Source organism: Pseudomonas moorei (assembly GCF_008801475.1).
Lineage (GTDB): Bacteria > Pseudomonadota > Gammaproteobacteria > Pseudomonadales > Pseudomonadaceae > Aquipseudomonas > Aquipseudomonas moorei.
Map to the genome: position 1 here is coordinate 157,781 of NZ_VZPP01000003.1, position 25,794 is coordinate 183,574.

Genomic DNA, 25,794 nt, shown 5'->3' on the forward strand with positions numbered 1-25,794 from the left:
CTCATTCGGTCGCGGGGCTTTTTTTTGGTTCTTCAGGTAATCCCAGGGAACTCGGATGGAAGAATCCCGGTAAACGCCTGGCGTTTATTACCTGCTGCGGAACCCTTGTGGGTACGGACTTGTCGGGTCGCCGCATCGCAGCGATGCCGTCAGCAAATCCAGCATCAAGGGTGACTGACTGATTGCTATCGCGAGCAGGCTCGCTCCCACCGGGTCCGAATGTGTCCGCGAAGTTAGCGATCCTATTGAGACTTGTGGTTGTCCTCGACGGTAACGGTGGCCGTGGTCCCGGCGCGCAGCTTGTCTTTGCCGGCGTAGCCCTCATCGATCCTGATCCGCACGGGTACCCTTTGCGCCAGCTTGACCCAGGTGTAGCTGGGGTTGATGTTGGCCAGTAGCCGCCCACCGGGCAGGTTTTCCCGGTCGGCGATCGCGAAGGCAATGCTCTGCACAGTGCCGCCGAACTTTTCACCGCTCATCAATTCAATGTCGACCCGGTCGCCCTCGGCGATGCGCGGCAACTTGGTTTCCTCGAAGTAGCCGCTGACATAGAAGCTGTCGCTGTCCACCAGTGCCAACAACGGACCGCCCACCGCTGCATAGTCACCCTCGCGGGTCAGCAGGTTGGTGACGTAGCCACTGACTGGCGATTCGACCCGCGTGCGCTTCAAGTCCAGTTCGGCCTGGGTCAATGCCGCAATCGCCAGTTGCACGTTGGCCTGCGCCAGCCCCAGGTTGGCCTGGTTACGCAGCAAGTCAGCCTGCGCCACCGAGACTTCGGTGTTGGACTTCTCCCACTCCTCACCGGAAATCGCCGAGCGCTCCTTGAGGGTTCGCCGCCGCCGCTCTTCGCTCTGGCGCTGGTGTAGCAACGCCTCGCTGGAGACGATGGTCGCTTCAGACTGCCCGAGCGACGCTTTCGCCACCTCCACCGAGCGTCTGGCGTGTTCAACCGCCAGGGAATAGCGCGCCGGATCGATTTCCAGCAACAACTGGCCCTTGTCCACATGCTGGTTGTCCTGCACGCCGAGACTGACGATGCGCCCCGAGACATCGGCGGACAGGGTCACCACGTCGGCACGCACCCTGGCATCCCGGGTCCAGGGGGCGCGGGTGTAATGCTCCCAGGCAAACCAGCCGAGAACGAACGCCAACACGACCACGGCCAAGGTCGTCAAGTGTGAAAGGATCTTCTTCAAGGCGTCAGGCTCCCATCAGCAAAATCAGCGTCGCACACACGCAGGCGTACAACGCACCCTCGAACAACGCTTCATGCCAGACGAAGCGCAGCACCCCCAGACGCCGCAGCACCCAGTCCAGCGCGAGGAAAATCGGCAGGCCCAGCAGCAGCGCCTGGGCGATGGGCGGCAGGTAGACACCGCCTATTTCCAGATCAATGGGCAAGTGCAGGTACTCCTTGTGGGGTGACCGGTTCAAAGTGACGGCGATGGCGCTCCAGGAATGACACCACGATCAGCAACGCCACGCGCATGCGAAACACCGACCACAGGTGTTCATGGACGCTGGAGTGCAGGGTGTCGAGTTCATCGCCCAGGGTGTGCAGGCTGGCGATCACGCGATCCGCTCGAATGCCGGGGCGGCCGGCGACCAGCCTCCCGGTTTCACGCACCGTGGCGAACAGCTGGCTTTGCAGCGCCGGCGTCAGCAACGCGTTACCCTGCCCCTGTTGGCGCAGCTGGTTCAAGGCGATACCCAAAGCCATGCAACCGAGGCTGACCTCAAACAGGTCCCGCGATGCCTGGTCGTCGGCCGCCGGCAGCAATCCCAGCATCATGGTCAGGCGATCCACCATGCGACTCTCGAAGGCAAACTGGTTTTCATCGGTGGCCGGGACTTTCAGCAAGGCGTACACCTGCTCGCAGTTCTCCTTGAACAACCGGCGCATCCGCAATACCGGCCTGAACGGAAAGATCAGCGCGTAGACACTCAATCCCAGTACCGTTGCGCAGGTATAGGCACCGGCGAACTCGAACCACTGGATGGCCGTATTTTGTCCAAGCCCCACATTCAACGGGCCCAGCAGCAGAAATGTCGTCAGCCCCAAACCGATACCGGTGCCGGTGGTTGGCGGACTGGACAGCCCCACGGCGACCGCGTAAAGCAAGGGTGTCAGCAGCAACGCGAGCATCTCGAAGTTACTGATCATCGGCACGAACAGGAACTGCAGCAGCGCCGACGCCAGCAACGCGAGGCCAAACCCTCGGGCATAGCTTTGAACGACCAGCAGCGGCCGTGGAAACGTCGACATCAGCGAACAGAGAATACCCAGCAGCACCATGCCCGCCCGCGCCCCGTCCCAGCCGGTTTCGATCCAGATCAGGCCAGCCACCAATAGCGCGGTGAATGCGCGGATGGCATTCATGGTCGCCAGGGTAAAGTCCAGATGCAGTGGATTCTCCTGCCCGCGAAAGACGCTGCTGGCGGGCCGCCCGCTCTGGATGGCATCGCTGAGCTCCAGTATCTGTTCCAGTTGCTGCAGCATCCGCGCCTGTTCCCAGCGCAGCGACCAGGCCAGCGAGCGCAAGGTGGCCGGCATGCTCTCGGTCATTTGTTCGGCCCGGTAGGCCAGTTCGTCGAAGCGTTGGCGCAACGTAGTGAAAGGGTGGCGTTTTTCGCTGGACAGCGAGCGTCCCTGTTGAGCCAATTCATCGAGAAAGGCCAGTTCTTCCTCGCGTAGCCGCTGGATTTCCTCGGGTAACTCCCCTTCCCAACGTTCTGTCAGCAATTGCCGCTGGTGACGCAAGGCGGTCAGCCGCGCGGTCAGCAACAACAACTGATTGCCCAGCAATTGCACCAGCCCGTTGGCGCTGCGCAGGCGAGGCGCGTCGAAGTACAGGTGCCGGCGCACCCCCTCCAGGGCGCTGATCTGACCCAGCAGTTGCATTTGCCGGCGTTGAAAGTCCGCCTCGCTTTCCTCGGTGCGGATGATCGCACTGGCATGGGTTGCCAGCAGTTTGGTGATTTGGTCGATTTTGGCGAAGTAATCCCGGGCCACGGCTTCAGGGCGCGCGGTGAGCAGGCTGACCACGCACACACAGGCAACAGCCAACAAGGTTTCGGTGACTCGGGTGACCGCCAGCAGAAACGTGCCGTCCTGATCCGGTATCGCCAGCAGCGCAATGACCACGGCGGTGTAGCCACTGAGGACGAACGCCTGGGAGCTGGTGTAGCGCAACAAAGTGCCGCCGGCGGTACAGAACGCGAGCCACAAGGCCAGGGTGGCAATGAAAGGCAGGGGCGCCTGGGGAAAGATCGCCATGGTGGCCACCGCCACCACCGCGCCCATGGTCGTACCAATGACCTGGCCAAAACTGCGGGCCAGCACCATACCGCCCAATGGCTGGCTGATGATGACCACGGCCATGACCGACCACTTGGGCTGATCAAGGTCGAACAGAAAGGCCAGGTACAGCGTCAGCAGCCCCGCGGCGATGGTTCTCAAGGCAAACAGGAGCACCCCGGGACCGGGGTTGAGTATCGCCTTGAAGTATTGGAGAAGCGCTTGCATTGCCACGCCCGCTGACCGTTGTCCAGCAAGCTTAGTCACAGCTGCGCGGGCTCGACAGCTTTGCGAACCAACGTGATCTGCCGTTTTCCAGGTCAGTCAGGGTTTGACTCGGAGCCTCGCCTGACCGAAGCTGCTGACTTTGCAAAAGCTTGCCAGCTCCCGGATTCTGCATGCCCCACTCCCGCCGTTATCTGCTTATCAGTCTCTGCGCCTTGTTTGTCGTCGGCCTCGCATGGCTGTACCAGCGCAGCACGACCCCTGTGGTGCCTGAAGCGATCAAGCGCGGTTACAGCGAAGCGCTGACCCAGGCCCGTGCCGGCCAGCCCGGCGCCGCTCGCGTGCTGTACCAACAATTGGGCCGCCCCGATTTATCGCCCAAACGGCGCATCTGGTTGCATGCCGAACTGCCCAACTATCCGAGTTCGGTGGCCCTGAAACTCGCGGACGCCGACTTGAAACATGAGTCGCCCGATGTGCGCATCGCGGCGATCAAGAGCATCAGCGGACTGGTGCCCAACGGCCAGCGCAGTTTGTTGCTCGGGCCGTTGCTGGAGGACAGCGACCAGAATGTGCGGTTTGCCGTCGTCAACGCCTTGCTGGGCTTGTCACCGGATGACCTCGGCTTGTATTTCGGGCCGCTGGAACAAGCCATCGATGCCTGGGAGCAGGTACTCAAAAACGCGCCGGAAAGCGCCGAGAATGACTACCAACTGGCTCGCCTGCATTTGCACAATGCCGAATTCAAGGAAGCCCAGCAGGCGCTTGATAACACCCTGCGCCTGGCCCCCGACAACCTGCCGGCGCTGGTCATGCAGATTGACGTGCTCGATAAACTGGGACAAAGCGATGCCGCCCGGCAGTTGCTGGCCAAGCAATTGAAGGCGCAGCCCGATTCGGCCTATTTGCAGCATGCACTGGGGCTTTGGCTGCTCAATCATGGCCAGAGTGAATTCGCCCTGCTGGGGCTGTCCAAAGCCGTGGAGCTTGAGCCGGGCAACAAGGACTATCGCTATGACCTGGCCACCACCCTACATGGTCAACAGGAGTTGGAGGCGGCGCAGAAGCAGTTGCAGGAGATCGTCCAGCGCCACCCGAACGATCGCAGGGCGCGGGTGCTGCTGATCAACTACTGGAAGGAAAGCGGACAACTGCAGAACGTGCAGATCCTGCTGGCACAACTCGAACAAATGAATCCGGACGATCCGGCCCTGCAGCAGGGTCTCTGATATCCCGCCGTAAATTTTGTTGAACGCTCGTCTCGACCAAAGGTCAAGTGAATAGGCAGACCATAGTGGCACTCAGCGCCCACTGCCTCGTTCCCCTAGTCAAGAGAGGGCATTTTTTGTCTATATCCCACGAGTTGATCAGTGTAAAAGCCGCCACCGGTATCGAAGGGCTGGATGACATCCTCGATGGCGGACTCTCTCGCGGCCACGTGTTTTTACTGGAGGGTGAACCGGGCACCGGCAAAACCACCGTTGCCCTGCACTTTCTGTTGGCCGGCGCCCAGGCCGGCGAACGCTCGTTGTACATCACCCTGTCCGAAACCGAACGCGAACTGCGCCAGGGCGCCCGCTCCCACGGTTGGGAACTGGGTGAAAACGTGCATATTTTCGAACTGACGCCGCCGGAAAGCCTGCTTAATGCCCAGCACCAGCAGTCGCTGCTGTACTCCTCTGACCTGGAGTTGGGCGAAGCCACCAAGCAGATCTTCGAAGTGGTCGAACGCTTCAAGCCAACCCGCGTGGTGCTCGACAGCCTGTCCGAAATCCGCCTGCTGGCGCAAAGCTCATTGCGCTACCGCCGGCAGATCCTCGCGATCAAGCACTACTTCGTGCGCTACGACGCCACCGTGTTGCTGCTCGACGACCTGACCACCGAGTCCCTCGACAAAACCGTGCACAGCGTGGCCCACGGCGTGATTCGCCTGGAGGAACTGACCCCCAACTACGGCGCCGAACGGCGACGTATCCGGGTGGTGAAGTACCGAGGCCAGAAATACCGTGGCGGCTTTCATGACTTCACCATCATGGGTGATGGCGTGCATGTGTTTCCGCGCCTGGTGGCCGCCGAACACCGCGGGCGCTACCTGCGCCAGCAATTGACCAGCGGCATCGCGGAAATGGACGCCCTGCTCGGCGGCGGTATCGAAACCGGCTCCAGCACGTTGATTCTCGGTCCGGCCGGTACCGGCAAGTCCCTCATCTCCATGATCTTCGCGGCCGCTGCCGTGGCCCGGGGTGAAAAAGCCGCCCTGTTCATTTTCGACGAGGAACTGGGTCTGCTGTTCGAACGCATGAAAAACATCGGTATCGATTTGCAGGGGCTGCAACGCAGCGGCAACTTGCTGATCGAACAAGTCGATGCCGCTGAACTGTCCCCCGGCGAGTTCTCCCACCGGGTTCGCCGCTGTGTCGACGAGCGCAACATCAAGACCGTGGTCATCGACAGCATCAACGGTTACCAGGCGGCCATGCCCGAAGAGAACGCCCTGGTCCTGCACATGCACGAGCTGCTGCTGTACCTCAATCGTCAGGGCGCCGCGACGTTCATGACCGTCGCCCAGCACGGACTGGTAGGCGATATGCAGGCCCCGGTGGACATCACCTATCTGGCGGACACCGTGATTCTGCTGCGTTACTTCGAAGCCGTGGGCAAGGTGCGTCGGGCGATTTCGGTGATCAAGAAACGCACCGGCAGCCATGAATCGACCATCCGTGAATACCGCATCAGCAGCCACGGCATGACCATCGGCGAGCCGCTGGAATCATTCCAGGGCGTTTTGCGCGGCGTTCCCACTTATATGGGCGCCAGCAACCCGCTGCTCGGGGAAGAAAGCCCATGACGGCGGTCGAAGCCACTTCCGAGCGCGCGATCATCCTCGCGCCGCTGGGACGTGACGGCCAGATCGCCTTGATGCTGCTCCGTGAAGCGGGTTTCGACGGCGTTATCAGTGCGGGTCTGGTCGAGCTATGCCGCGAACTGGAACAGGGTGCGGGGTTGCTGCTGATTTCCGCCGAGGCCTTGCTGGGCATCGATCTGGAACCCTTGCTGGGCCTGATCGAGCAGCAGCCAGCCTGGTCGGACCTGCCAATCGTATTGTTGACCCATCACGGTGGCCCGGAACAAAACCCTGCCTCACGTTTTGGCCCGCAATTGGGCAACGTCACCTTCCTCGAGCGCCCCTTTCATCCGGAGACATTGATCAGCCTGGTGACCACGGCCCTGCGCGGACGTCGACGACAATATGAAGCCAGGGACCGGCTGGTCGACTTGAGCCAGAGCGAGCTGCGCCTGCAGAACACCCTCGAAACCCTTGAGCAGCAAGTCGAAGAGCGCACCGCGCAGTTGCGTCACAATGAAGAAGTGTTGCGCCAATCGCAGAAAATGGAGGCGGTCGGCCAACTCACGGGCGGTATTGCCCATGACTTCAACAACATGCTGACCGGCATCATCGGCAGCCTGGAGTTGCTGCGCCGGCGCCTGGCCCGTGGCCGCACCGAGGATCTGGACAGCCTGATCGACCTTGGCGTGACGTCAGCCAATCGCGCGGCGGGCCTGACTCATCGTCTGTTGGCGTTCTCCCGCCGCCAGTCGCTGGACTCCAAGCCGGTGGAGATGAACAACCTGGTGATCTCCATGGGCGAATTGCTGCAACGCAGCATCAACGAAAGCATTCGCCTGGACATGCAGCTGAGCGAGCGTCTATGGGTGGCCGAGGCCGACCCCAATCAACTGGAGAGCGCCCTGCTCAACCTGGTCATCAATGCCCGCGATGCCATGCCCGATGGCGGCAAACTGGTGGTGCGGACTGCGAACCAGCAGCTGGATGCCGGCTTCACCGAAGCCCACAGCAACCTCAAGCCGGGTGACTACGTGATGCTCAGTGTCACGGACAATGGTTGTGGCATGCCGCAAAGCACCATCAGCCGTGCCTTCGATCCATTTTTCACCACCAAGCCCATCGGCCAGGGCACCGGCCTGGGCTTGTCGATGATCTACGGCTTCAGCAAACAATCCCGGGGCCACGTCGCCATTCAAAGCGAAGTAGGCGAAGGCACCACGGTGAGCCTGTTCCTGCCACGCTTCGGGGGCGACCTGCCACAGGTCAGTCCGGTCGATCGCCAGCATCCGCTTTTCGCGCAGAATGGCGAAACCGTGCTGATCGTCGAAGATGACCCGGCAGTTCGCGTGTTGGTGAGTACCGTGTTGAGTGAGCTGGGCTATGCCTTCGTCGAGGCCGGCGATGCGGACAGCGCGTTGCCGATTCTTGACTCGCCGCAGCGTATCGACCTGATGATCAGTGATGTCGGCTTGCCCGGCATGAACGGTCGACAATTGGCGGAGATCGGCCGACAGCACCGGCCCGGGCTCAAGGTCCTGTTCATCACCGGCTATGCCGAGCACGCGGCGGTGCGCGGCGGTTTTCTTGACCCCGGTATGCAGATGATCACCAAACCGTTCACTTTCGACCTGTTGACGGCGAAGGTGCGGGAGATGATCAGCGTCTGAAGAGCTCACCTGGCAGGCGTTGCCAAAGGGCAGCGCCTGCCGCCATCAGGACAGCATGTCCTGCATCATTTCCTGCAGCACATCCAGATCGAACGGCTTGGCGAGAATAGGCGCGGTGCGCGTGATCGGGCTGTCGGTTTCACGGATTTCCTGCGGGTAGCCACTGATGAATATCACCTTGAGTTCCGGTCGCAGCTTGACCGCGGGCTCGGCGATCTGCACGCCGGAGATTCCGCCCGGCAGACGGAAGTCGGTGATCATCATGTCCAGGTGTGGCTTGCTGGCGAGGATCTCGAAGGCCTGCTCGCCGTTTTCGGCCTGCAGTACCCGGTAGCCCTCCCCCGACAGGTAGGCGGTGAGTATCATCAGAATCGAGGGGTCATCTTCGACGATCAATACGACGTCTTGTGCATCTTCACTCATGGGAAGCCTTTGTTCGGTCAATAGCTGCTGATACGACCGTGAGGTCGATCAGAGGTTGCGTTTATCGCGCCGTTTTCCTACAGCGGCAGACAAACGCGAAACAGGGCGCCTTCGCCAATCCGGCTTTCGACGGTAATGCTACCGCCATGGGCGGTGACAATCTGTTCGGAAATAAACAATCCCAGCCCGAGCCCGGCGACGGCGTGTTTGGCCGTGACGCGCTCGAACTGCTGGAAAATCCTGTGCTGGTTCTCTTCACTGATGCCGATCCCGAAATCACGCACTTCTACCCGTGCTTCACCGTTCTCACTGTACACCTTCACGGTGATCGGGCTCTTGGCCCCGTAACGCAAGGCGTTGGTCAGCAGGTTGGAAATGACCTGCTCGATACGAAACTCATCCCAGTTGCCGATCACCGGTTGCTCGGCCACCAGGGTCACCGAGGACTCGGCGGCCTCGATCTGCGCGGCGAAGTTCTGCAATACATGGCGAACCCGTTCCGACAGATCGAAGCGTGTCGGTCGGATCGACAGTTTGCCGGTGCGAATGCGCGACACATCAAGCATGTCTTCGATCAGGCGGATCAGGCTTTTGATTTGCCGTTCGTCGCGGTCGACCATCGCGTGCATCTTGTCGAGGGTAAAAGCGGCCGCGTTATCCCGGGCCAGATGCATCTTGCGCAACTGGGTTTCGAGGATCAGGCCATTGAGCGGCGTGCGCACTTCGTGGGCAACGATGGACATGAAGTCATCGCGCATCCTCACGGCCTGCTCCAATTCCAGTTGGGTACTCTGCAATCGGTTGAGCAATGCCTCCTGCTCGCGCCGGCTCTGCTCCAGCTGCTCGACCTGCTGTTTCATCGCCTTGCTCTGACGAAACAGCTCGACGAACACATTGACCTTGCTCTTGACCGCATGAATGTCCAGCGGTTTGTGCAGGAAGTCCACGGCACCGCTTTCATAGCCCTTGAACGCGTAGTTCAGCTCGCGACCGGCGGCACTGACGAACACGATCGGAATGTTCTTGGTCTTTTCCGTGCCACGCATCAACTCGGCCAGTTCGAACCCGTTCATGCCAGGCATCTGCACGTCGAGAATGGCCATGGCAAATTCGTGCTGCAACAACAGCGACAAGGCTTCGTCGGCGGAAAGCGCCTTATAGACGATGCGGTCTTCACGCTTGATCAGCGCTTCAAGTGCCAACAGATTTTCCGGCAAATCGTCGACGATCAGCAGTTTGGCCTGAATATTACTTAGCATGCGATGTGTTCCAGCTCGACAAGCAGACGGCCGATGCCGTGAATAGTGAGAATGTGGTCAGGCTGGTGAATGTCCAGCGCCGCCAGGGGCATGGTCGCGACCTGCGCCTCGTCCGGGTCTTGCACGACCGTCAGCCCGCCACGTCGCTTGACCTGTGCAAGACCGTGGGCCCCGTCGCGATTGGCGCCGGTCAACAACACGGCGAGCAGTTTCGGCCCATAGGCATCGGCGGCCGATTCGAACAGGTAGTCGATGGCGGGCCGCGAATAATGTACGCGCTCTTCAAGACTCAAGGAAAAGCTGCGGTCCTGCTCCACTGACAAGTGATAACCGGGCGCGGCGAAATACAGGGTTCCGGCTTCGACCTGGGTTTTGTCGCCGGCCTCCAGCACCGGCAAGGCTACCCGTCGGGCAAAGACTTCCGCCAACTGGCTGCGACGATCATCCGGCAAGTGCAGCACCACAATGATCGGCAACCCAAAGCCTTTACGCAGCGGGGTGAGGATATTGAGCAACGCTTCTACCCCGCCTGCCGAGGCGCCGATCACGATTGCTTCTATGGAAGGCAAGCCCATGGCGTTGTTCATGATTTACGGTAGATCCGTTCCAGTTTGACCAAGGGCTCGAATTGATTGCCATAGGCCGAAAAATCCGGGGTTTCCTTGCTCCCCAGCACCAGAAATCCACGGTGGCACAGTGACTCGTGAAACAAACCGAATGCGCGATCCTGAAGTTTTTTATTGAAATAAATCAATACGTTACGACACGAAATTAATTGTGTTTCTGAAAACACACTGTCGGTCGCCAGGCTGTGATCGGCGAACGTCACGTTCTCGCACAGCGACTTGTCGAATATCGCGTAGCCATAGGCTGCCGTGTAGTAATCGGCGAAGGAGCGTTGACCACCTGCGTGCTGATAGTTGGAAGTGTAGGCCCGGACATTCTCCATCGAGAAAATGCCTTGCTTGGCTTTTTCCAGCGAACGCGGATTGATGTCGGTGGCATAGATGATGGTGCGGTCCAGCAGGCCTTCTTCGCGCAGCAAAATCGCCATCGAATAGACCTCCTCGCCCGTGCTGCAACCGGCGATCCAGACCTTGATCGATGGGTAAGTCCTGAGCAGCGGCACCACTTCCTTGCGTATGGCCAGAAAGTGCGAGGGATCACGGAACATTTCACTGACCGGAATCGTCAGCAGCTGCAGCAACTGCATGAACGCCTTCGGATCGTGCAAGACCTTTTCCTGCAGGGCCGAAATGGTATTGCACTCGAACTGGCTCAGCGCATGAGTGACCCGGCGCTTGATCGAAGCGCCGGAATAATCGCGAAAATCATAGCTGTACTTCAGGTAGATCGCCTCGATCAACAAGCGCAATTCGATTTCGCTGTTTCGCTCCCCTGGATAATGGCGCTCCACTAGATACGTTCCATTTTCGGTAACCACACACGGATCAGCGAAAACAGACGATCCAGGTCAATGGGCTTGGCCAGGTAATCGTTGGCGCCTGCCTGCAGGCAGCGCTCCTGATCGTCCTTCATGGCCTTGGCCGTCACCGCAATGATCGGCAGCTTGCGCCAGCGCGGGTCCTTGCGGATCTCGATGGTGGCTTCGAAGCCATCCATCTCCGGCATCATTACGTCCATCAACACCAGATCGATGTCCTCGAATTCATTCAATCGATCAATCGCCTCAAGGCCGTTCCGGCCGATGATCACGACTGCACCCTTTTGCTCCAGTGCGCTGGTGAGGGCGAAGATGTTGCGTACGTCGTCGTCCACAAGCAGCACTTTGCGCCCCTCGAACACCTTGTCGCGGCTGCGGGCGGTCTTGAGCATTGTCTGTCGTTCATGGGACAGCCGGGATTCGACTTTGTGCAGAAAAAGTGTGACCTCATCCAGCAAGCGCTCTGGCGAACGCGCGCCCTTGATAATGATCGAGCGCGAATACTTGCGCAGCTCGGTTTCTTCGTCCCGGGTCAAGTTGCGCCCGGTATAGACGATCACTGGCGGAAACGAGCAGATGTCTTCGGTGGACATGCGTTTGAGCAGGTCATTGCCGAGCATGTCCGGCAGTTTGAGGTCGATGATCATGCAATCGAAGATCGTGGTGCGCAGCAGATCCAGTGCGTCCTGAGCCAGGCCGACGGCGGTGATTTCGATGTCATCGTCGCCGATCAGGCGGGAAATGCTATCGCGCTGCAGATCATCGTCCTCCACCAGCAGCACGCGTTTGACTTTCTGGGTCAGCTTGGCTTCCAGGCGCGCAAAGACGTCCTTGAGTTCTTCGCGCGTGGTCGGCTTGAGCGCATAACCGATGGCGCCCATGTGCATCGCCGCCTCGACCCGGTCTTCGACGGAAATCACGTGCACCGGGATATGCCGGGTTTGCGCGTGCTCCTTGAGGCGTTGCAGGACGGTCAAGCCGGAATGATCGGGCAGGCGCATGTCCAGCAGGATCGCGTCGGGAGTGAACTCGCGGGCCAGGTCGTAGCCTTCATCGGCAGCATGGGCCACCAGGCACTGATAACCCAGCTCATGGGCAAGATCGTAGAGAATTTGCGCAAAGTTCGGTTCGTCCTCGACCACCAGAATGCAGCGGGTAGCGAACGGTGCCCTGTTGCGGTCATCGTCGAAGCGCGGGATGTCTTCGATTACCCGCGGCGCCAATGCGGCCGGCGCCACAGGCGGGGCTGGCGCTAGCGCTACCGAGCGCATCGGTTCGACGGGGTCCTCACCCGGTTCGACGTATTGTTGCGGCAAGACCAGGGTGAATACACTGCCCTGCCCCGGTATGCTGCTGACGCTGATGGAGCCGCCCAGCAAGGCGGCCAGGTCGCGGGAAATCGACAGGCCGAGCCCGGTGCCACCGTAACGGCGGTTGGTGGTGCCATCGGCCTGGCGAAAGGCTTCGAAAATGCTTTCCTGCTGATCATCGGCAATGCCGATCCCGGTGTCGCGGACACTAAAGGCAATGCCGTGGTTGGGCGCCGAGGCAACGCTGAGACTGACACTGCCCTTTTCGGTGAACTTCACCGCGTTGGACAGCAGGTTCTTGATCACCTGCTCCAGGCGCTGGCGGTCGGTGAAGATCAACGCCGGAGCGCTGTCTTCCAGCGTGACGTGAAACTCCAGCTGCTTGTCCGTGGCCAATGCCTGGAACATCCCGCGCAAGCCGTCCACCAGACGTGCGACGCTGGTGCTTTCCGGGCGGATCTCCAGTTTGCCGGCCTCGACCTTGGAAATATCGAGTATGTCGTTGATCAGGTTGAGCAAGTCATTACCGGCGCTATAGATCGATTCGGCAAACTTGACCTGTTCGGCGCTGAGGTTTTCCTGGGGGTTTTCCGCCAGCAATTTGGCCAGGATCAACGAACTGTTGAGCGGCGTGCGCAGTTCGTGGGACATGTTGGCGAGAAATTCCGACTTGTACTTGCTGGAGCGCTGCAGCTCTTCAGCGCGCTCTTCAAGTTGATGCTGGGCCTGATTGAGCTCGGTGTTCTTCAGGTCCATGGCGTCGCGTTGCTCGGCCAGAATCGTTGCCTGTTCGGCGAGTTGCTCGTTGGTCTGCTCCAGCTCCACCTGCTGGGTTTCCAGGTGCGCCTGGGATTCCTTGAGGATCCGCGACTGTTCTTCGAGTTCTTCGTTGGCGGTCTTGAGTTCTTCTTGCTGCACCTGCAACTCTTCGTTGAGTTGCTGGGTTTCGGCCAGCACTTCCTGCAGGCGCTGGCGATAACGCGCGGCCTCAATGGAGGTGCCGATGTTGGCCGCTATCAACTCAAGCAATTCGATGTCGCGGTCGTTCAGTGGACGCAGGAAACCCAGTTCGATGACGCCATTGACCCGGTCGTCGTCGCTGGTCGGCACCACCAGCACGCTGCGTGGCAAGCCCTGGCCGAGTCCGGAAGTGACCTTGAAGTAGTCGCTCGGCACGTTGTCGAGGCGGATCAGGCGCGCCTGTTGTGCCACCTGGCCGACGATGCCTTCGTCACTGTAGATCTGCTGATCGATGGCTTCCTGCTCACGCGAAAAACCGTAGGACGCCACGCGCCTGAGGCCGCCGTGTTCTTCACGGACATACAGCGCCGCCACCGCACTGCCCAGGTACTGCGCGCAGAACTGCAGGATGTTGCGCCCGAGCAAATTCAGGCTCAGTTGCCCCAGTACCTGCTCAGCGAGCTCGGTCTGGCCATTGCGCAGCCAGGCCTGCTGTTCCAGGCGACGGGCGCTGGCCTGCTGCGCGGCAAGGTTGGCGCTGTAACTGGTGGACAGATTGAGCAGGTCACGTCGGCCGATATACGCCAGCAAGCCACTGATGGCGGCGATGAACAACAGGTAAAGTCCGATGCTCCAGACCGTCGTGCGCCTCACCTCATCGTTGCGGGTGGTGCGCAGTTGCTGCTCCATGTCGATCACGTCTTCGAATTGCTTGCGGATCTCATCGGTCAAGCGCTTGCCTTTTCCAGCCCGAACCGCGCCGCGGTAATCGCCGCTGGATCGCTGTAAATCGATCATGCTTTGCGCATAGTTGGCCCATTCCTGTTGCAAGGCCTGCAGCCGGTGCAGACGGTCGGTCTGGGCCGGGTTGTCGCCCGTCAAATCGAGCAAGGTCGTGAGTACCACCTCGATTCTCGGTTTTGCCGTTTCATAGGGTTCGAGAAATTTTTCGTCACCGCTGAGCAGGAAACCGCGCATGCCGGTTTCCAGGTCGACCGTCAGCTTGAGCGCTTCATTGGCGTTATTGATCACCCGGTCCGTGTGCTCGACCCACTGGATCGTCGACAGCAGGTACATGATCAACGAAACGAAGAACACAGCACTGATAACACCAACACCCAGCGGCAGGCTGATGTTGCGGCTCAGGAGTTTGCGGAACCGTTGCTCATCAACTGAAGACTCAGAGGTCATAGTCAAGCCTTGTCCAACTGGTGAAAACCAAGGAGTTTGCCCCATAACCGGCGCATTGATCCAATTTTCTGATGCGTTTTCGCGCAATTTCCTACATCTCAGCTGCTTTGACGCCATGGGAGCGGTTATCCTTCCAGCTACTGTGTCACTACTCTTTTTATAGCCTGTCGGGAACTTGTCGGCAGTCGCCATTTACTCATGCAAGAGGCCGGCGATTTCGATCGACTGGCCACCCTCCCCACTTCTCGAGATATCCGCCATGTCCGCCAACTCCTCCATCATCCTGGTTGTCGAAGACGACGCCATCGTGCGCATGCTGATTGTCGATGTGCTGGAGGAGCTGGAGTTCAAAGTTCTTGAAGCCGATGGCTGTGAGCAGGCGCTGGATTTTCTCAATGACGAGGACCAGCACATCGACTTGATGATGACCGATGTCGGCCTGCCAGTGATGGATGGCCGAGAACTGGCCGCTCAGGCGCGCATGCTGCGCCACGATCTACCGGTCTTGTTTGCCAGCGGTTATGCCGAAAGCATCGAAGTGCCCGAAGGGATGCATGTGATTGGCAAACCCTTCTCCATTGATCAGTTGCGGGACAAGGTCAAGAGCATTCTCGAGTGAACCTGCTACCGGCCATGGTCTAATACCGCCCCCTCGTAAATTTGTCTGCCCCCTGCACGCTCCAAGGAAACCCCGTACATGAGTGAACCTCGCGCAACCAGAGTCCTGGTCATTGGTTACGTCTGGCCCGAGCCCCGCTCCTCCGCAGCCGGCGGCCACATGATGCAGATCCTTGAGACATTCCTGCAGCAGGGTTGGGACATCACCTTCAGCAGCCCGGCCGGCAGCGGCGAACACCGGGCTGACCTGACGGCGCTGGGTATTCGTGAGGTGCCGATCGAGTTGAATAACAGCAGCTTCGACACGTTCGTCCGCGAACTGGCCCCGGATGTGGTGCTGTTCGATCGCTTCATGATGGAAGAGCAGTTTGGCTGGCGCGTTGAGAAACATTGTCCCCAGGCACTGCGCGTGCTTGAAACGTCCGACCTGCAAAGTCTGCGCGATGCCCGGCATCAAAGACTCAAGGCACGATTGAAGGCCAGTGATGACGCCAATGACTTCACGGACTTGTTTGCGCCGGCGTTGCGCGAAGAGTTCGAGTTCATGGCCGATACCAATCTGGCCAAACGGGAGATCGCCGCGATTTATCGTTGTGACTTGAACCTGATGATCTCCGAGGTGGAAATCGAGTTGCTGGTCGAGCAGTTCAACCTTCCGCGAAGCCTGCTGCATTGGTGCCCGCTGATGGTTGATCTGCCGAACCAGCTGCCGGTACCGTTCGAAGACCGCGCGCACTTCCTGCACATTGGCAACTTTCGGCATGCACCCAACTGGGACGCGGTGCTTTGGTTGAAAACCGTCATCTGGCCAATGATCCGCGAGCATTTGCCTGGCGCGCAGTTGCACATCTATGGCGCTTACACGCCGCCCAAGGCAACCGCGCTGCACAATGCCGGCCAGGGCTTTCACGTGATGAACTGGGCGGAAGATGCGTTGCAGGTCATGTCGGCGGCTCGGGTGAGCCTGGCGCCACTGCGTTTTGGCGCGGGAATCAAAGGCAAAATCGTTGATGCAATGCTCTGCGGTACGCCGACTGTCACCACGCCAACAGGCGCCGAAGCCATGCACGGCTCGCAAGCCTGGCCCGGAGCCGTGTGCCGAACCGCCCGCGAGTTCGCCGATAACGCGGTGCGCTTGCACACCGACAAGTCTGATTGGCAGCAAGCCCAGCGCCAGGCCCAGGCACTGCTCGCCAGCCGCTACCAGCAGTCCACCCATGGCCCGGCCCTGATTGAAAAACTGCTGTATTGCCAACGGCATCTGGCGCAGATCCGCCGGGATAACTTTACCGGCAGCATGTTGCGCCACCATCAACACAAGAGCACTCAGTACATGGCGCAATGGATTGAGGCAAAGAATCGCGTTCCAGAAAAAGTTATATGACCTACGGCGCTCCAACATAGACAGGACGTAATAACGCTGGCAGATGCCCCCTACGATGGTTTTTATCTACGACTGGTTCAGCACCACACGAAGCCGGGGCACGCGCTGCTGCATCATCAGCACCGATTTTTTCGAAGAATCCGACATCGTCCGCTATTGCTGGAGCCCCAGCAGCATGAAAGCCGTTTACGGCCACGCGTTCCATGAGTGCACAAGGTCTCGCTAGACGTCATATTGCGGCAAACTGGCATTTGCCACTGCGCAAAGGGCATGATCACGGTGCGTTAACAAGAAAAGCGTGCCGACATGACTCGTAATGCCAGAGTAACCGACCCTTCCTATGAGCTGATGGATGACCACAACGGGTTGTCCATCATCTACCGCCAGCACGGGTTTCCCTGCCCGTTGGTACGCTGGCATTTCCACAAGGAATACGAGTTGCACCTGATTGTCGCCAGCTCCGGCAAGGTGTTCATCGGCGACTACATCGGCAACTTCTACCCCGAAAGCCTGTTCCTGACCGGCCCGAATCTGCCGCACAACTGGATCAGCCAGGTGGCCGAAGACGAAGTGGTGCCCAAGCGCGACATGCTGGTGAACTTCACCGATGAGTTGTTCGACAGCGGCTATCAGGTGTTCGCCGAACTCAAGACCCTCGCCCCGCTGCTGGAGCGGGCGCAGTACGGCATCGAATTTCGTTGCAAGCACACCATCCGCCAGGCGATGGACCTGATGCAACGCATCGCCGATACGCAGGGCGTGACGCGGCTGGGGCACTTTTTCATTCTGCTGGGATTGCTCGCAGCCACTGACGACTATCAGTTGTTGTCCGGCGCCACGACGCCGCAACTGGCTGACGAGCACAACATCGACCGCACCAACCGCGCGGTGGATTACATCTTTGCCCACTACGCGCGGGAGTTGCCGCTAGAAGAAGTCGCCGAGCACCTGGGCATGAAACCGACCTATTTCAGCCGGGTGTTCAAACAGGCCACCGGGCGCAATTTCATCGAGTTCGTCAATCGCCTGCGCATCAGTAAGTCCTGCGAGTTGCTGGCCGACGGCGACAAACCGGTGACCGACGTCTGTTTCGAATCGGGCTTCAACAATATTTCCAACTTCAACCGGCGTTTTCAACAGCTCAAGGGCATGACGCCGTCCCATTACCGGCGGTTGGTGGTACAGCGTCTGACCGAGCAAAACCACGGCTGACATCACCCGTCCCTGTGGGAGCTGGCTTGCCAGCGATGAGGCCTGCGCAACCAACATCTCTATCGACTGATCCACCGCCATCGCTGGCAAGCCAGCTCCCACAGGTTTTGACCTGCCTGGTGTCGAAAACCTGTACGGATTCGATATCACTTCACCGCTGAAAAGCCCTTCCCTGCGTCTACCGCTCTAAACCCCAGTGCAAAAAAGTATCGATTCAAGTGCGACGGATGATTTGTTTCGCCGTGAATTGAAGGCTGTAATCAGCGCAGATTCTTCCTACAAGCGGAAGACACAAAAACAATAACCGTCCTTCTGTCCCCCCACGGGAGCAGAAAAGGAGTGCACGATGCAACCTTCTGTAAAAGCTCTGCTTGCCCTCACCTGCATGACCCTCAGCAGCGTCAGCCTCGGCGCCCAGACCCTGACCATCGCCACCGTCAACAACAGCGACATGATCCGCATGCAAAAGCTCTCGAAAACCTTCGAGGCCGAGCATCCCGAGATCAAGCTCAATTGGGTGGTGCTTGAAGAAAACGTCCTGCGTCAGCGCCTGACCACCGACATCGCCACCCAGGGCGGGCAGTTCGACGTATTGACCATCGGCATGTACGAAGCGGCACTGTGGGGCGCCAAGGGTTGGCTGGAACCGATGAAGGACCTGCCGGCGAGCTATGCCCTCGACGATGTGTTCCCCTCGGTGCGTGAAGGTTTGTCGGTAAAGGGCTCGTTGTACGCACTGCCGTTCTACGCCGAAAGCTCCATCACCTACTATCGCACCGACCTGTTCAAGAACGCCGGGCTGACCATGCCCGAGCGCCCGACCTGGGAACAGATCGGCGAGTTCGCCGGCAAACTCACCAACAAGGATAAAGAGCAGTACGGCATCTGCCTGCGCGGCAAGGCCGGTTGGGGCGAGAACATGGCGTTGATCACCACCCTCGCCAACGCCTATGGCGCGCGCTGGTTCGATGAGCAATGGCAGCCGGAATTCACCGGCGCCGAGTGGAAAAACGCGCTGAACTTCTACGTCGACACCATGAAGAAATCCGGCCCGCCGGGCGCATCGAGCAACGGTTTCAACGAAAACCTGGCGCTGTTCAACAGCGGCAAATGCGCGATCTGGGTCGATGCCAGCGTCGCCGGCTCGTTCGTCACCGACAAGACCCAAAGCAAAGTGGCCGATCACGTCGGCTTCACCTACGCCCCGCATCAGGTCACCGACAAAGGCTCGGCATGGCTGTACTCCTGGGCACTGGCGATCCCGACCAGTTCCAAGGCCAAGGATGCGGCGAAAACCTTCAGCGCCTGGGCGACCTCCAGGGAATACAGTGCGCTGGTTGCAGAAAAAGACGGCATCGCCAACGTGCCGCCAGGCACCCGGGCCTCGACCTACAGCGAGGCGTACATGAGTGCCGCGCCGTTTGCCAAGGTGACGCTGGAGTCACTGAAAGCCGCAGACCCGAGCAAGCCGACGCTGAAACCGGTGCCCTACATCGGCATTCAGTTGGTGACCATTCCCGAGTTTCAGGGCATTGGCACCCAGGTCGGCAAGTCGTTTTCCGCGGCGCTGATCGGTCAGATGACGGTCGACCAGGCCCTGACGGCGGCGCAGCAAACCACAGAGCGAGAGATGAAGCGCGCCGGTTATCCCAAGTAACCGCCACTTAACCTGTGGGAACTGGCTTGCCAGCGATGAGGCCGGCACATTCAACATTGATGTCGACGGCTCAATCGCCATCGCGGGCAAGCCCGCTCCCACAGGGTTCGCGTCTATGTCAGGAATGTTGTTCTTTCCTGAACATGTATCTGCACCCAAACGGTCGTGATCACCATGAATACCTCAACTGCCAAAGCTCACATGGAAATCCCTCAACCGCTGCGTAAAAGCCGGTTGAGCAACCCAGGCTGGTTTCTGGTCAGCCCTTCGGTGGCGTTGCTGCTGCTGTGGATGATCGTGCCGTTGGGCATGACGCTGTACTTCTCGATGATTCGCTACAACCTGCTCAATCCGGGTGAAAACGAATTCGTCGGGCTGGAGAACTTCACCTACTTCCTGACGGACTCGGGGTTCCTGCCCGGGGCCACCAACACCCTGTTGCTGGTGGGCAGCGTGCTGCTGATCAGCGTGGTGTTCGGCGTGTTGATCAGTGCCTTGCTGGAGGCCAGTGAATTTCTCGGCCGAGGCATCGTGCGGGTGATGTTGATCTCGCCGTTCTTCATCATGCCCACGGTCGGAGCGCTGATCTGGAAAAACCTGATCTTCCATCCGGTGTCGGGCATGCTCGCCTACGTCTGGAAACTGTTCGGCGCGCAACCGGTGGACTGGCTGGCGCATTACCCGCTGCTGTCGATCATCATCATTGTCTCGTGGCAATGGCTGCCCTTCGCGATCCTGATCCTGATGACTGCCATGCAGTCCCTCGATCAGGAACAGAAGGAAGCCGCGCGCCTGGACGGTGCCGGGCCCGTTGCGATTTTCTGGCACCTGACGTTGCCGCACCTGGCCCGGCCCATTGCCGTGGTGGTGATGATCGAAACCATCTTCCTGCTCTCGGTGTTCGCCGAAATCTTCACCACCACCAACGGCGGCCCCGGCTACGCCTCGACCAACCTCGCCTACCTGATCTACAACCAGGCGCTGGTGCAGTTCGACGTCGGCATGGCCTCCGCCGGCGGCTTGATTGCGGTGGTGATCGCCAATATCGCGGCCATCGTGCTGGTGCGAATGATCGGCAAAAACCTGACAGATAAAGCCTGAGGCCCGCGCCATGACCCTTCAACAATCCCGTCGCCTGCAAAGCCTGCTGCTCGGCACCCTGGCCTGGGCCATCGCGATCCTGATCTTTTTCCCGATCTTCTGGATGGTGCTGACCAGTTTCAAGACCGAAATTGACGCGTTCGCCACGCCGCCGCAGTTCATCTTCACCCCGACCCTGGAGAACTACCTGCACATCAACGAGCGCAGTGATTACTTCAGTTTCGCCTGGAACTCGGTGGTGATCTCGTTCAGCGCCACCGCGCTGTGCCTGCTGATTGCGGTGCCGGCGGCCTACTCGATGGCGTTCTATGAAACCCAACGCACCAAAGGCACGCTGCTGTGGATGCTCTCGACCAAGATGCTGCCACCGGTGGGCGTCTTGATGCCGATCTACCTGCTGGCCAAGAGCTTCGGTCTGCTGGATACGCGCATCGCGCTGATCGTGATCTACACCCTGATCAACCTGCCGATCGTGGTCTGGATGATTTACACCTACTTCAAGGACATCCCGAAAGACATCCTCGAAGCCGCTCGGCTGGATGGCGCGACCCTGTGGCAGGAAATGGTCCGCGTGTTGCTGCCGATCGCCAAGGGCGGGCTGGCCTCTACCGTCCTGCTGTCGCTGATCCTGTGCTGGAACGAAGCGTTCTGGTCGCTGAACCTCACTTCATCGAAAGCCGCGCCACTGACCGCATTGATCGCCTCGTACTCCAGCCCCGAAGGATTGTTCTGGGCCAAGTTGTCGGCGGTGTCGACCCTGGCCTGCGCACCAATCCTGATCTTCGGCTGGATCAGCCAGAAACAACTGGTGCGCGGCCTGTCGTTCGGCGCCGTGAAATGAATACCCATTGTGGGAACGGGCTTACCCGCGATGGACGTAAACGATAACGCGGGCTGCCTCAACAAACGTGTCGCCTGTGAGTTCATCGCGAGCAAGCTCGCTCCTACAGGTTCAACCAAATAACCAACAGTGGAGGCCCACCACCATGGCCAACCTGAAAATCAAGAATCTGCAGAAAGGCTTCGAAGGCTTTTCCATCATCAAAGGCATCGACCTGGAAGTGTACGACAAGGAATTCGTGGTATTCGTCGGCCCGTCGGGCTGCGGCAAATCCACCCTGTTGCGCCTGATCGCCGGCCTGGAAGAAGTCAGCGGCGGCACCATCGAACTCGATGGCCGCGACATCACTGAGGTCAGCCCGGCCAAGCGCGATCTGGCGATGGTGTTCCAGACGTATGCCCTGTATCCGCACATGAGCGTGCGCAAGAACATGTCGTTCGCCCTCGATCTGGCGGGCGTGCCCAAGGCTGAAGTGGAGAAGAAAGTCAGCGAAGCCGCGCGCATTCTCGAGCTGGGGCCGATGCTGGAGCGCAAACCGAAGCAATTGTCCGGTGGTCAGCGTCAGCGCGTAGCGATCGGCCGGGCCATCGTGCGCAACCCGAAGATTTTCCTGTTCGACGAACCACTGTCGAACCTCGACGCGGCACTGCGGGTACAGATGCGTCTGGAACTGTTGCGCCTGCACAAAGACCTGCAAGCGACGATGATCTACGTGACCCATGACCAGGTCGAAGCCATGACCATGGCCGACAAGGTGGTGGTGCTCAACGGCGGCAAGATCGAGCAAGTCGGCTCGCCCCTGGACCTCTATCACCAACCGGCCAACCTGTTTGTCGCCGGTTTTCTCGGCACGCCGAAGATGGGTTTTCTCAAGGGCAACGTCAGCCGTGTCGACAGCCAGGGTTGCGAAGTGCAACTGGACGCCGGCACCCGCATCACTTTGCCGCTCAGCGCTGCCAACCTGACCGTGGGTGGCGCGGTGACCCTGGGCATTCGTCCGGAACACCTGGAGCTGGCCAAGCCCGGCGACTGCACACTGCAAGTCACTGCCGACGTCAGCGAACGCCTGGGCAGCGACACCTTCTGTCACGTCGTGACCGCTTCCGGCGAGGCCTTGACCATGCGTGTGCGCGGTGATCTGGCCAGCCGCTACGGTGAGTCCTTGAGCCTGCATCTGGACGCCGGGCACTGCCATTTATTCGATGCCAACGGCGTGGCGCTGACCCGCCCACTGCCCGTTGCCGCCTGATTTCAGAGAACCTGTGATGAAACTCAATAGACAGAACCTCAACCGCCTCGCCCCCGAGGTGGCCCTGCCCGCCTACGCCCTGAGTGACAGTCGCCAAGGCATCGCCCACATTGGCGTCGGCGGCTTTCACCGCGCCCATCAGGCGTATTACACCGACGCCCTGATGAATACCGGCGAAGGCCTGGAATGGGCGATCTGCGGTGTCGGCCTGCGCGCCGAAGACCGCCGTGCCCGGGACGATCTGAAAGAACAGGACTACCTGTTCACCCTGTTCGAACTGGGCGATAGCGACGACACCGAAGTGCGGGTCATCGGGGCCATTCGCGACATGCTGCTGGCCGAAGACGGTGCCCAGGCGCTGATCGAAAAACTGGCCAGCCCCGAGATCCGCATCGTCTCGCTCACCATCACCGAAGGCGGCTACTGCATCGATGACAGCAATGGCGAGTTCATGGCCGGGCTGCCGCAGATCCAGCATGACCTGGCGAACCCTGACGCACCGAAAACCGTGTTCGGCTTCCTCTGTGCCGCACTGGCCAAACGCCGGGCGACTGGCACACCGGCGTTCACCTTGATGTCCTGCGATAACCTGCCGCACAACGGGGCCGTCACCCGCAAGGCGTTGCTGGCCTTCGCGGCATTGCGCGACGCCGGTCTGCGCGACTGGATCGAGCGCAACGTGAGTTTCCCCAATGCCATGGTCGATCGCATCACGCCCATGACCAGTACCGAACATCGCCTGCAACTGGCCGACAAGCATGGGCTGGACGACGCTTGGCCAGTGGTCTGCGAACCCTTTGTGCAGTGGGTGCTGGAAGACAAATTCGTCAATGGTCGTCCGGCCTGGGAAAAGGTCGGCGTGCAGTTCACCGACGACGTCACGCCCTATGAAGAAATGAAGATCAAACTGCTCAATGGCAGTCACCTGGCCCTGACTTATCTGGGTTTTCTGAAGGGTTACCGCTTCGTGCACGAAACCATGAACGACCCGCTGTTCGTGCGCTACATGCGCGCCTACATGGACCTGGACGTGACCCCGCAGTTGTCAGCGGTGCCGGGAATTGACCTGACCGAGTACAAAAACACGCTGGTGGCACGTTTTTCCAACCAGGCGATTGCCGACCAACTGGAGCGGGTTTGCTCGGACGGTTCGTCGAAGTTTCCGAAATTCACCGTACCGACCATCAACCGCCTGATCGCCGACGGTCAGGACACCAAACGGGCGGCGCTGGTCGTGGCCGCCTGGGCCTTGTACTTGAAAGGAGTGGACGAGAACGGTGACACCTACGCCATCCCGGACCCAAGGGCGGCGTTCTGCCAGGCGCTGGTGGCCGATGATGCGTTGATCACCCAGCGGATGCTGGGGGTCGAGGAGATCTTTGGCACGGCGATACCGCGCTCGGCGGAGTTTGTCGCGGCATTTGAGTGGTGCTGCAACAGCTTGCGCGATGTCGGGGTGACGCGGACGCTGGAGAGGGTTCTGGCATAAGTCCTGCGTTGAAGCTGCTGCCGTCGCGGGCTTGCCCGCGATGACGACCTGACAGACAACGCAGATGCTCAATGGTCACCAAGATCGACCTGACACACAGGACCTGCCATGACAAACCAACAACTCTTCCTCGGCATCGACTGCGGCACCCAGGGCACCAAAGCCATTATCCTGGACGCCGTCAGTGGTCGAGTGCTGGGCCAGGGCGCTGCTGCGCACAAGCTGATCAGTGGCGCCAATGGCCGCCGTGAACAGGACCCGGCGCAGTGGCTGGACGCGTTGACCCTCGCCACCCGGCGCGCCTTGCTAGCCGCCAATGTCGACGGCCAGGCCATTCTCGGCATCGGCGTATCCGGCCAACAACACGGCCTGGTGCTGCTCGACCATCAAGGCAAGGTGCTGCGCCCGGCCAAGCTCTGGTGCGACACCGAAACCGTCGAAGAAAACGATCGACTGCTCAAGCATCTGGGCGGCGAAAAAGGCTCGCTGGAACGTCTGGGTGTGGTCATCGCCCCAGGCTATACCGTGTCCAAACTGTTATGGACCCAGGAACAGCATCCCGAGATTTTCTCCCACATCGCTCACGTGCTGCTGCCCCACGATTACCTCAACTACTGGCTCACCGGGCGCAGCTGCAGCGAGTACGGCGACGCCTCCGGCACCGGCTACTTCAATGTGCGCACCCGCCAATGGGATTTGCAGTTGCTGCGTGACATCGACCCCAGCGGCCGCTTGCAAGCGGCGTTGCCGGAACTGATCGATGCTCACGCCCCCGTCGGCACCGTGCTGCCGAACATCGCCGGGCACTTGGGCATCAACCCGCGCGCGCGGGTCTCCAGCGGCGGCGGTGACAACATGATGGGCGCGATCGGCACGGGCAACATCAAACCGGGCGCGATCACCATGAGCCTCGGTTCGTCCGGGACGATCTACGCCTATGTCGATCAGCCGAAGGTCAGTCCGGACGCTGCGGTGGCGACCTTTTGCTCCTCCAGCGGCGGCTGGCTGCCGTTGATCTGCACCATGAACCTGACCAACGTCACCGGGGTGATCCGCGAGTTGTTCGATCTGGATATCGAGTGTTTCAACGCGCTCGTCACCCAGGCCCCCATCGGCGCCGAAGGCGTGTGTATGCTGCCGTTCCTCAACGGCGAACGCGTGCCCGCCCTGCCCCATGCCACCGGCAGCGTCCTGGGTCTGAACATGACCAACCTGACCCAAGCCAATCTGTGCCGTGCCGTGGTCGAAGGCACTACCTTCGGTTTGCGATATGGACTGGACCTGCTGCGCGACAATGGCTTACAAAGCCGCAGCATCTGCCTGATCGGCGGCGGTTCGAAAAGTCAGGTGTGGCGGCAAATAGTCGCCGACACCATGAACACGCCAGTGATCTGCACCGAACAAAGCGAAGCCGCCGCCCTGGGCGCGGCGATTCAGGCGGCGTGGAGTACATCCTGGGCCAACGGCCACGAAGACAGCCTCTCGGACCTGTGCGAGCGTTGCGTGAAACTCGACCTGGCCAGTGAAACCTTGCCGATTGCAGAAAACGTGATGGCCTCCCAACAGGCCTACGAACGCTATCGACAGCATGTCGCAACCCTTTAAAGAGCGAACA

The 25,794-nt window shown here is 60.0% G+C and carries 20 protein-coding genes and 1 pseudogene; 13 read left to right on the forward strand and 8 right to left on the reverse strand.

Annotation, left to right across the window (positions count from 1 at the left end; translation table 11 throughout):
• Positions 1-242 precede the first annotated feature (242 nt).
• The 3 genes from F7R06_RS06075 to F7R06_RS06085 are packed head-to-tail and all read right to left on the reverse strand — an operon-like array spanning position 243 to position 3,529.
• The gene (locus F7R06_RS06075; RefSeq protein WP_090321459.1) at positions 243-1,199 is read right to left on the reverse strand and encodes an HlyD family secretion protein; all 957 of its coding nucleotides are present in this window, start codon (positions 1,197-1,199) and stop codon (positions 243-245) included.
• A 4-nt stretch (positions 1,200-1,203) separates the two neighbouring features.
• Positions 1,204-1,404 carry a DUF1656 domain-containing protein gene (locus F7R06_RS06080; RefSeq protein ID WP_047528674.1) on the reverse strand — a complete coding sequence of 67 codons (201 nt, stop codon included), beginning with the start codon at positions 1,402-1,404 and terminating at the stop codon, positions 1,204-1,206.
• Positions 1,394-3,529, reverse strand: coding sequence for an FUSC family protein (locus tag F7R06_RS06085; protein ID WP_090321456.1), 2,136 nt, complete (start codon positions 3,527-3,529; stop codon positions 1,394-1,396). The genes F7R06_RS06080 and F7R06_RS06085 overlap by 11 nt, the downstream gene beginning before the upstream one ends.
• A 170-nt stretch (positions 3,530-3,699) precedes the next feature.
• Here F7R06_RS06085 and F7R06_RS06090 point away from each other — a divergent pair, with 170 nt between their 5' ends.
• The 3 genes from F7R06_RS06090 to F7R06_RS06100 all read left to right on the forward strand — a co-directional run bounded on the left by F7R06_RS06090 (position 3,700) and on the right by F7R06_RS06100 (position 8,041).
• Positions 3,700-4,755, forward strand: a complete 1,056-nt coding sequence (locus tag F7R06_RS06090) for a tetratricopeptide repeat protein (RefSeq protein WP_090321453.1) — start codon at positions 3,700-3,702, stop codon at positions 4,753-4,755.
• Positions 4,756-4,871: 116 nt separating this feature from the next.
• Positions 4,872-6,374: an ATPase domain-containing protein gene (locus tag F7R06_RS06095; RefSeq protein WP_090321451.1), complete on the forward strand. Its 1,503-nt coding sequence runs from the start codon at positions 4,872-4,874 to the stop codon at positions 6,372-6,374.
• A complete protein-coding gene (locus F7R06_RS06100; protein ID WP_090321447.1) occupies positions 6,371-8,041 on the forward strand; it encodes a response regulator in 1,671 nt (556 codons plus the stop codon). Before F7R06_RS06095 ends, F7R06_RS06100 begins: the two co-directional genes overlap by 4 nt.
• Positions 8,042-8,086: 45 nt before the next feature.
• On the opposite strand, the gene F7R06_RS06105 is transcribed toward F7R06_RS06100, so the two are convergent.
• The 5 genes from F7R06_RS06105 to F7R06_RS06125 form a co-directional block, all read right to left on the reverse strand.
• Positions 8,087-8,464, reverse strand: a complete 378-nt coding sequence (locus tag F7R06_RS06105; protein ID WP_090321444.1) for a response regulator — start codon at positions 8,462-8,464, stop codon at positions 8,087-8,089.
• Between the two features lie 77 nt (positions 8,465-8,541).
• Positions 8,542-9,723: a hybrid sensor histidine kinase/response regulator gene (locus tag F7R06_RS06110; protein ID WP_090321440.1), complete on the reverse strand. Its 1,182-nt coding sequence runs from the start codon at positions 9,721-9,723 to the stop codon at positions 8,542-8,544.
• Positions 9,717-10,310, reverse strand: coding sequence for a chemotaxis protein CheB (locus F7R06_RS06115; RefSeq protein WP_090321437.1), 594 nt, complete (start codon positions 10,308-10,310; stop codon positions 9,717-9,719). The genes F7R06_RS06110 and F7R06_RS06115 overlap by 7 nt, the downstream gene beginning before the upstream one ends.
• A complete protein-coding gene (locus F7R06_RS06120; protein WP_090321434.1) occupies positions 10,307-11,140 on the reverse strand; it encodes a CheR family methyltransferase in 834 nt (277 codons plus the stop codon). Before F7R06_RS06120 ends, F7R06_RS06115 begins: the two co-directional genes overlap by 4 nt.
• Positions 11,140-14,628, reverse strand: a complete 3,489-nt coding sequence (locus F7R06_RS06125; protein ID WP_090321431.1) for a response regulator — start codon at positions 14,626-14,628, stop codon at positions 11,140-11,142. Before F7R06_RS06125 ends, F7R06_RS06120 begins: the two co-directional genes overlap by 1 nt.
• Before the next feature lie 259 nt (positions 14,629-14,887).
• Here F7R06_RS06125 and F7R06_RS06130 point away from each other — a divergent pair, with 259 nt between their 5' ends.
• The 10 genes and pseudogenes from F7R06_RS06130 to xylB all read left to right on the forward strand — a co-directional run bounded on the left by F7R06_RS06130 (position 14,888) and on the right by xylB (position 25,784).
• The gene (locus F7R06_RS06130; protein ID WP_090321428.1) at positions 14,888-15,247 is read left to right on the forward strand and encodes a response regulator; all 360 of its coding nucleotides are present in this window, start codon (positions 14,888-14,890) and stop codon (positions 15,245-15,247) included.
• 78 nt (positions 15,248-15,325) lie between these two features.
• Positions 15,326-16,630: a glycosyltransferase gene (locus F7R06_RS06135; protein ID WP_090321425.1), complete on the forward strand. Its 1,305-nt coding sequence runs from the start codon at positions 15,326-15,328 to the stop codon at positions 16,628-16,630.
• Positions 16,631-16,694: 64 nt separating this feature from the next.
• Positions 16,695-16,856: pseudogene (locus tag F7R06_RS31025) on the forward strand (PI-PLC domain-containing protein); the annotation flags it as partial.
• An 80-nt stretch (positions 16,857-16,936) separates the two neighbouring features.
• Positions 16,937-17,842, forward strand: a complete 906-nt coding sequence (locus tag F7R06_RS06145; RefSeq protein WP_090321422.1) for an AraC family transcriptional regulator — start codon at positions 16,937-16,939, stop codon at positions 17,840-17,842.
• Between the two features lie 346 nt (positions 17,843-18,188).
• Complete coding sequence (locus tag F7R06_RS06150; protein WP_090321419.1) at positions 18,189-19,499, forward strand: ABC transporter substrate-binding protein; 1,311 nt, start codon at positions 18,189-18,191, stop codon at positions 19,497-19,499.
• A gap of 201 nt (positions 19,500-19,700) precedes the next feature.
• Positions 19,701-20,600, forward strand: coding sequence for a carbohydrate ABC transporter permease (locus F7R06_RS06155; RefSeq protein ID WP_236693137.1), 900 nt, complete (start codon positions 19,701-19,703; stop codon positions 20,598-20,600).
• 10 nt (positions 20,601-20,610) lie between these two features.
• Positions 20,611-21,441, forward strand: coding sequence for a carbohydrate ABC transporter permease (locus F7R06_RS06160; protein ID WP_007936731.1), 831 nt, complete (start codon positions 20,611-20,613; stop codon positions 21,439-21,441).
• A gap of 145 nt (positions 21,442-21,586) precedes the next feature.
• The gene (locus tag F7R06_RS06165; protein ID WP_090321416.1) at positions 21,587-22,690 is read left to right on the forward strand and encodes an ABC transporter ATP-binding protein; all 1,104 of its coding nucleotides are present in this window, start codon (positions 21,587-21,589) and stop codon (positions 22,688-22,690) included.
• 16 nt (positions 22,691-22,706) lie between these two features.
• Positions 22,707-24,179 (forward strand): mannitol dehydrogenase family protein, encoded by a 1,473-nt coding sequence (locus F7R06_RS06170; protein WP_090321414.1) that lies wholly within the window; start codon positions 22,707-22,709, stop codon positions 24,177-24,179.
• Between the two features lie 108 nt (positions 24,180-24,287).
• Positions 24,288-25,784, forward strand: a complete 1,497-nt coding sequence (gene xylB, locus F7R06_RS06175) for a xylulokinase (protein ID WP_090321411.1) — start codon at positions 24,288-24,290, stop codon at positions 25,782-25,784.
• Positions 25,785-25,794: the final 10 nt, after the last annotated feature.

Bases quoted from the DNA above. Each gene is read 5' to 3' on its own strand.
- F7R06_RS06085 (WP_090321456.1), bottom strand. From the start codon at position 3,529: ATGCAAGCGCTTCTCCAATACTTCAAGGCGATACTCAACCCCGGTCCC.
- F7R06_RS06090 (WP_090321453.1), top strand. From the start codon at position 3,700: ATGCCCCACTCCCGCCGTTATCTGCTTATCAGTCTCTGCGCCTTGTTT.
- F7R06_RS06100 (WP_090321447.1), top strand. From the start codon at position 6,371: ATGACGGCGGTCGAAGCCACTTCCGAGCGCGCGATCATCCTCGCGCCG.
- F7R06_RS06105 (WP_090321444.1), bottom strand. From the start codon at position 8,464: ATGAGTGAAGATGCACAAGACGTCGTATTGATCGTCGAAGATGACCCC.
- F7R06_RS06110 (WP_090321440.1), bottom strand. From the start codon at position 9,723: ATGCTAAGTAATATTCAGGCCAAACTGCTGATCGTCGACGATTTGCCG.
- F7R06_RS06115 (WP_090321437.1), bottom strand. From the start codon at position 10,310: ATGAACAACGCCATGGGCTTGCCTTCCATAGAAGCAATCGTGATCGGC.
- F7R06_RS06125 (WP_090321431.1), bottom strand. From the start codon at position 14,628: ATGACCTCTGAGTCTTCAGTTGATGAGCAACGGTTCCGCAAACTCCTG.
- F7R06_RS06130 (WP_090321428.1), top strand. From the start codon at position 14,888: ATGTCCGCCAACTCCTCCATCATCCTGGTTGTCGAAGACGACGCCATC.
- F7R06_RS06135 (WP_090321425.1), top strand. From the start codon at position 15,326: ATGAGTGAACCTCGCGCAACCAGAGTCCTGGTCATTGGTTACGTCTGG.
- F7R06_RS06145 (WP_090321422.1), top strand. From the start codon at position 16,937: ATGACTCGTAATGCCAGAGTAACCGACCCTTCCTATGAGCTGATGGAT.
- F7R06_RS06150 (WP_090321419.1), top strand. From the start codon at position 18,189: ATGCAACCTTCTGTAAAAGCTCTGCTTGCCCTCACCTGCATGACCCTC.
- F7R06_RS06155 (WP_236693137.1), top strand. From the start codon at position 19,701: ATGGAAATCCCTCAACCGCTGCGTAAAAGCCGGTTGAGCAACCCAGGC.
- F7R06_RS06160 (WP_007936731.1), top strand. From the start codon at position 20,611: ATGACCCTTCAACAATCCCGTCGCCTGCAAAGCCTGCTGCTCGGCACC.
- F7R06_RS06165 (WP_090321416.1), top strand. From the start codon at position 21,587: ATGGCCAACCTGAAAATCAAGAATCTGCAGAAAGGCTTCGAAGGCTTT.
- F7R06_RS06170 (WP_090321414.1), top strand. From the start codon at position 22,707: ATGAAACTCAATAGACAGAACCTCAACCGCCTCGCCCCCGAGGTGGCC.
- xylB (WP_090321411.1), top strand. From the start codon at position 24,288: ATGACAAACCAACAACTCTTCCTCGGCATCGACTGCGGCACCCAGGGC.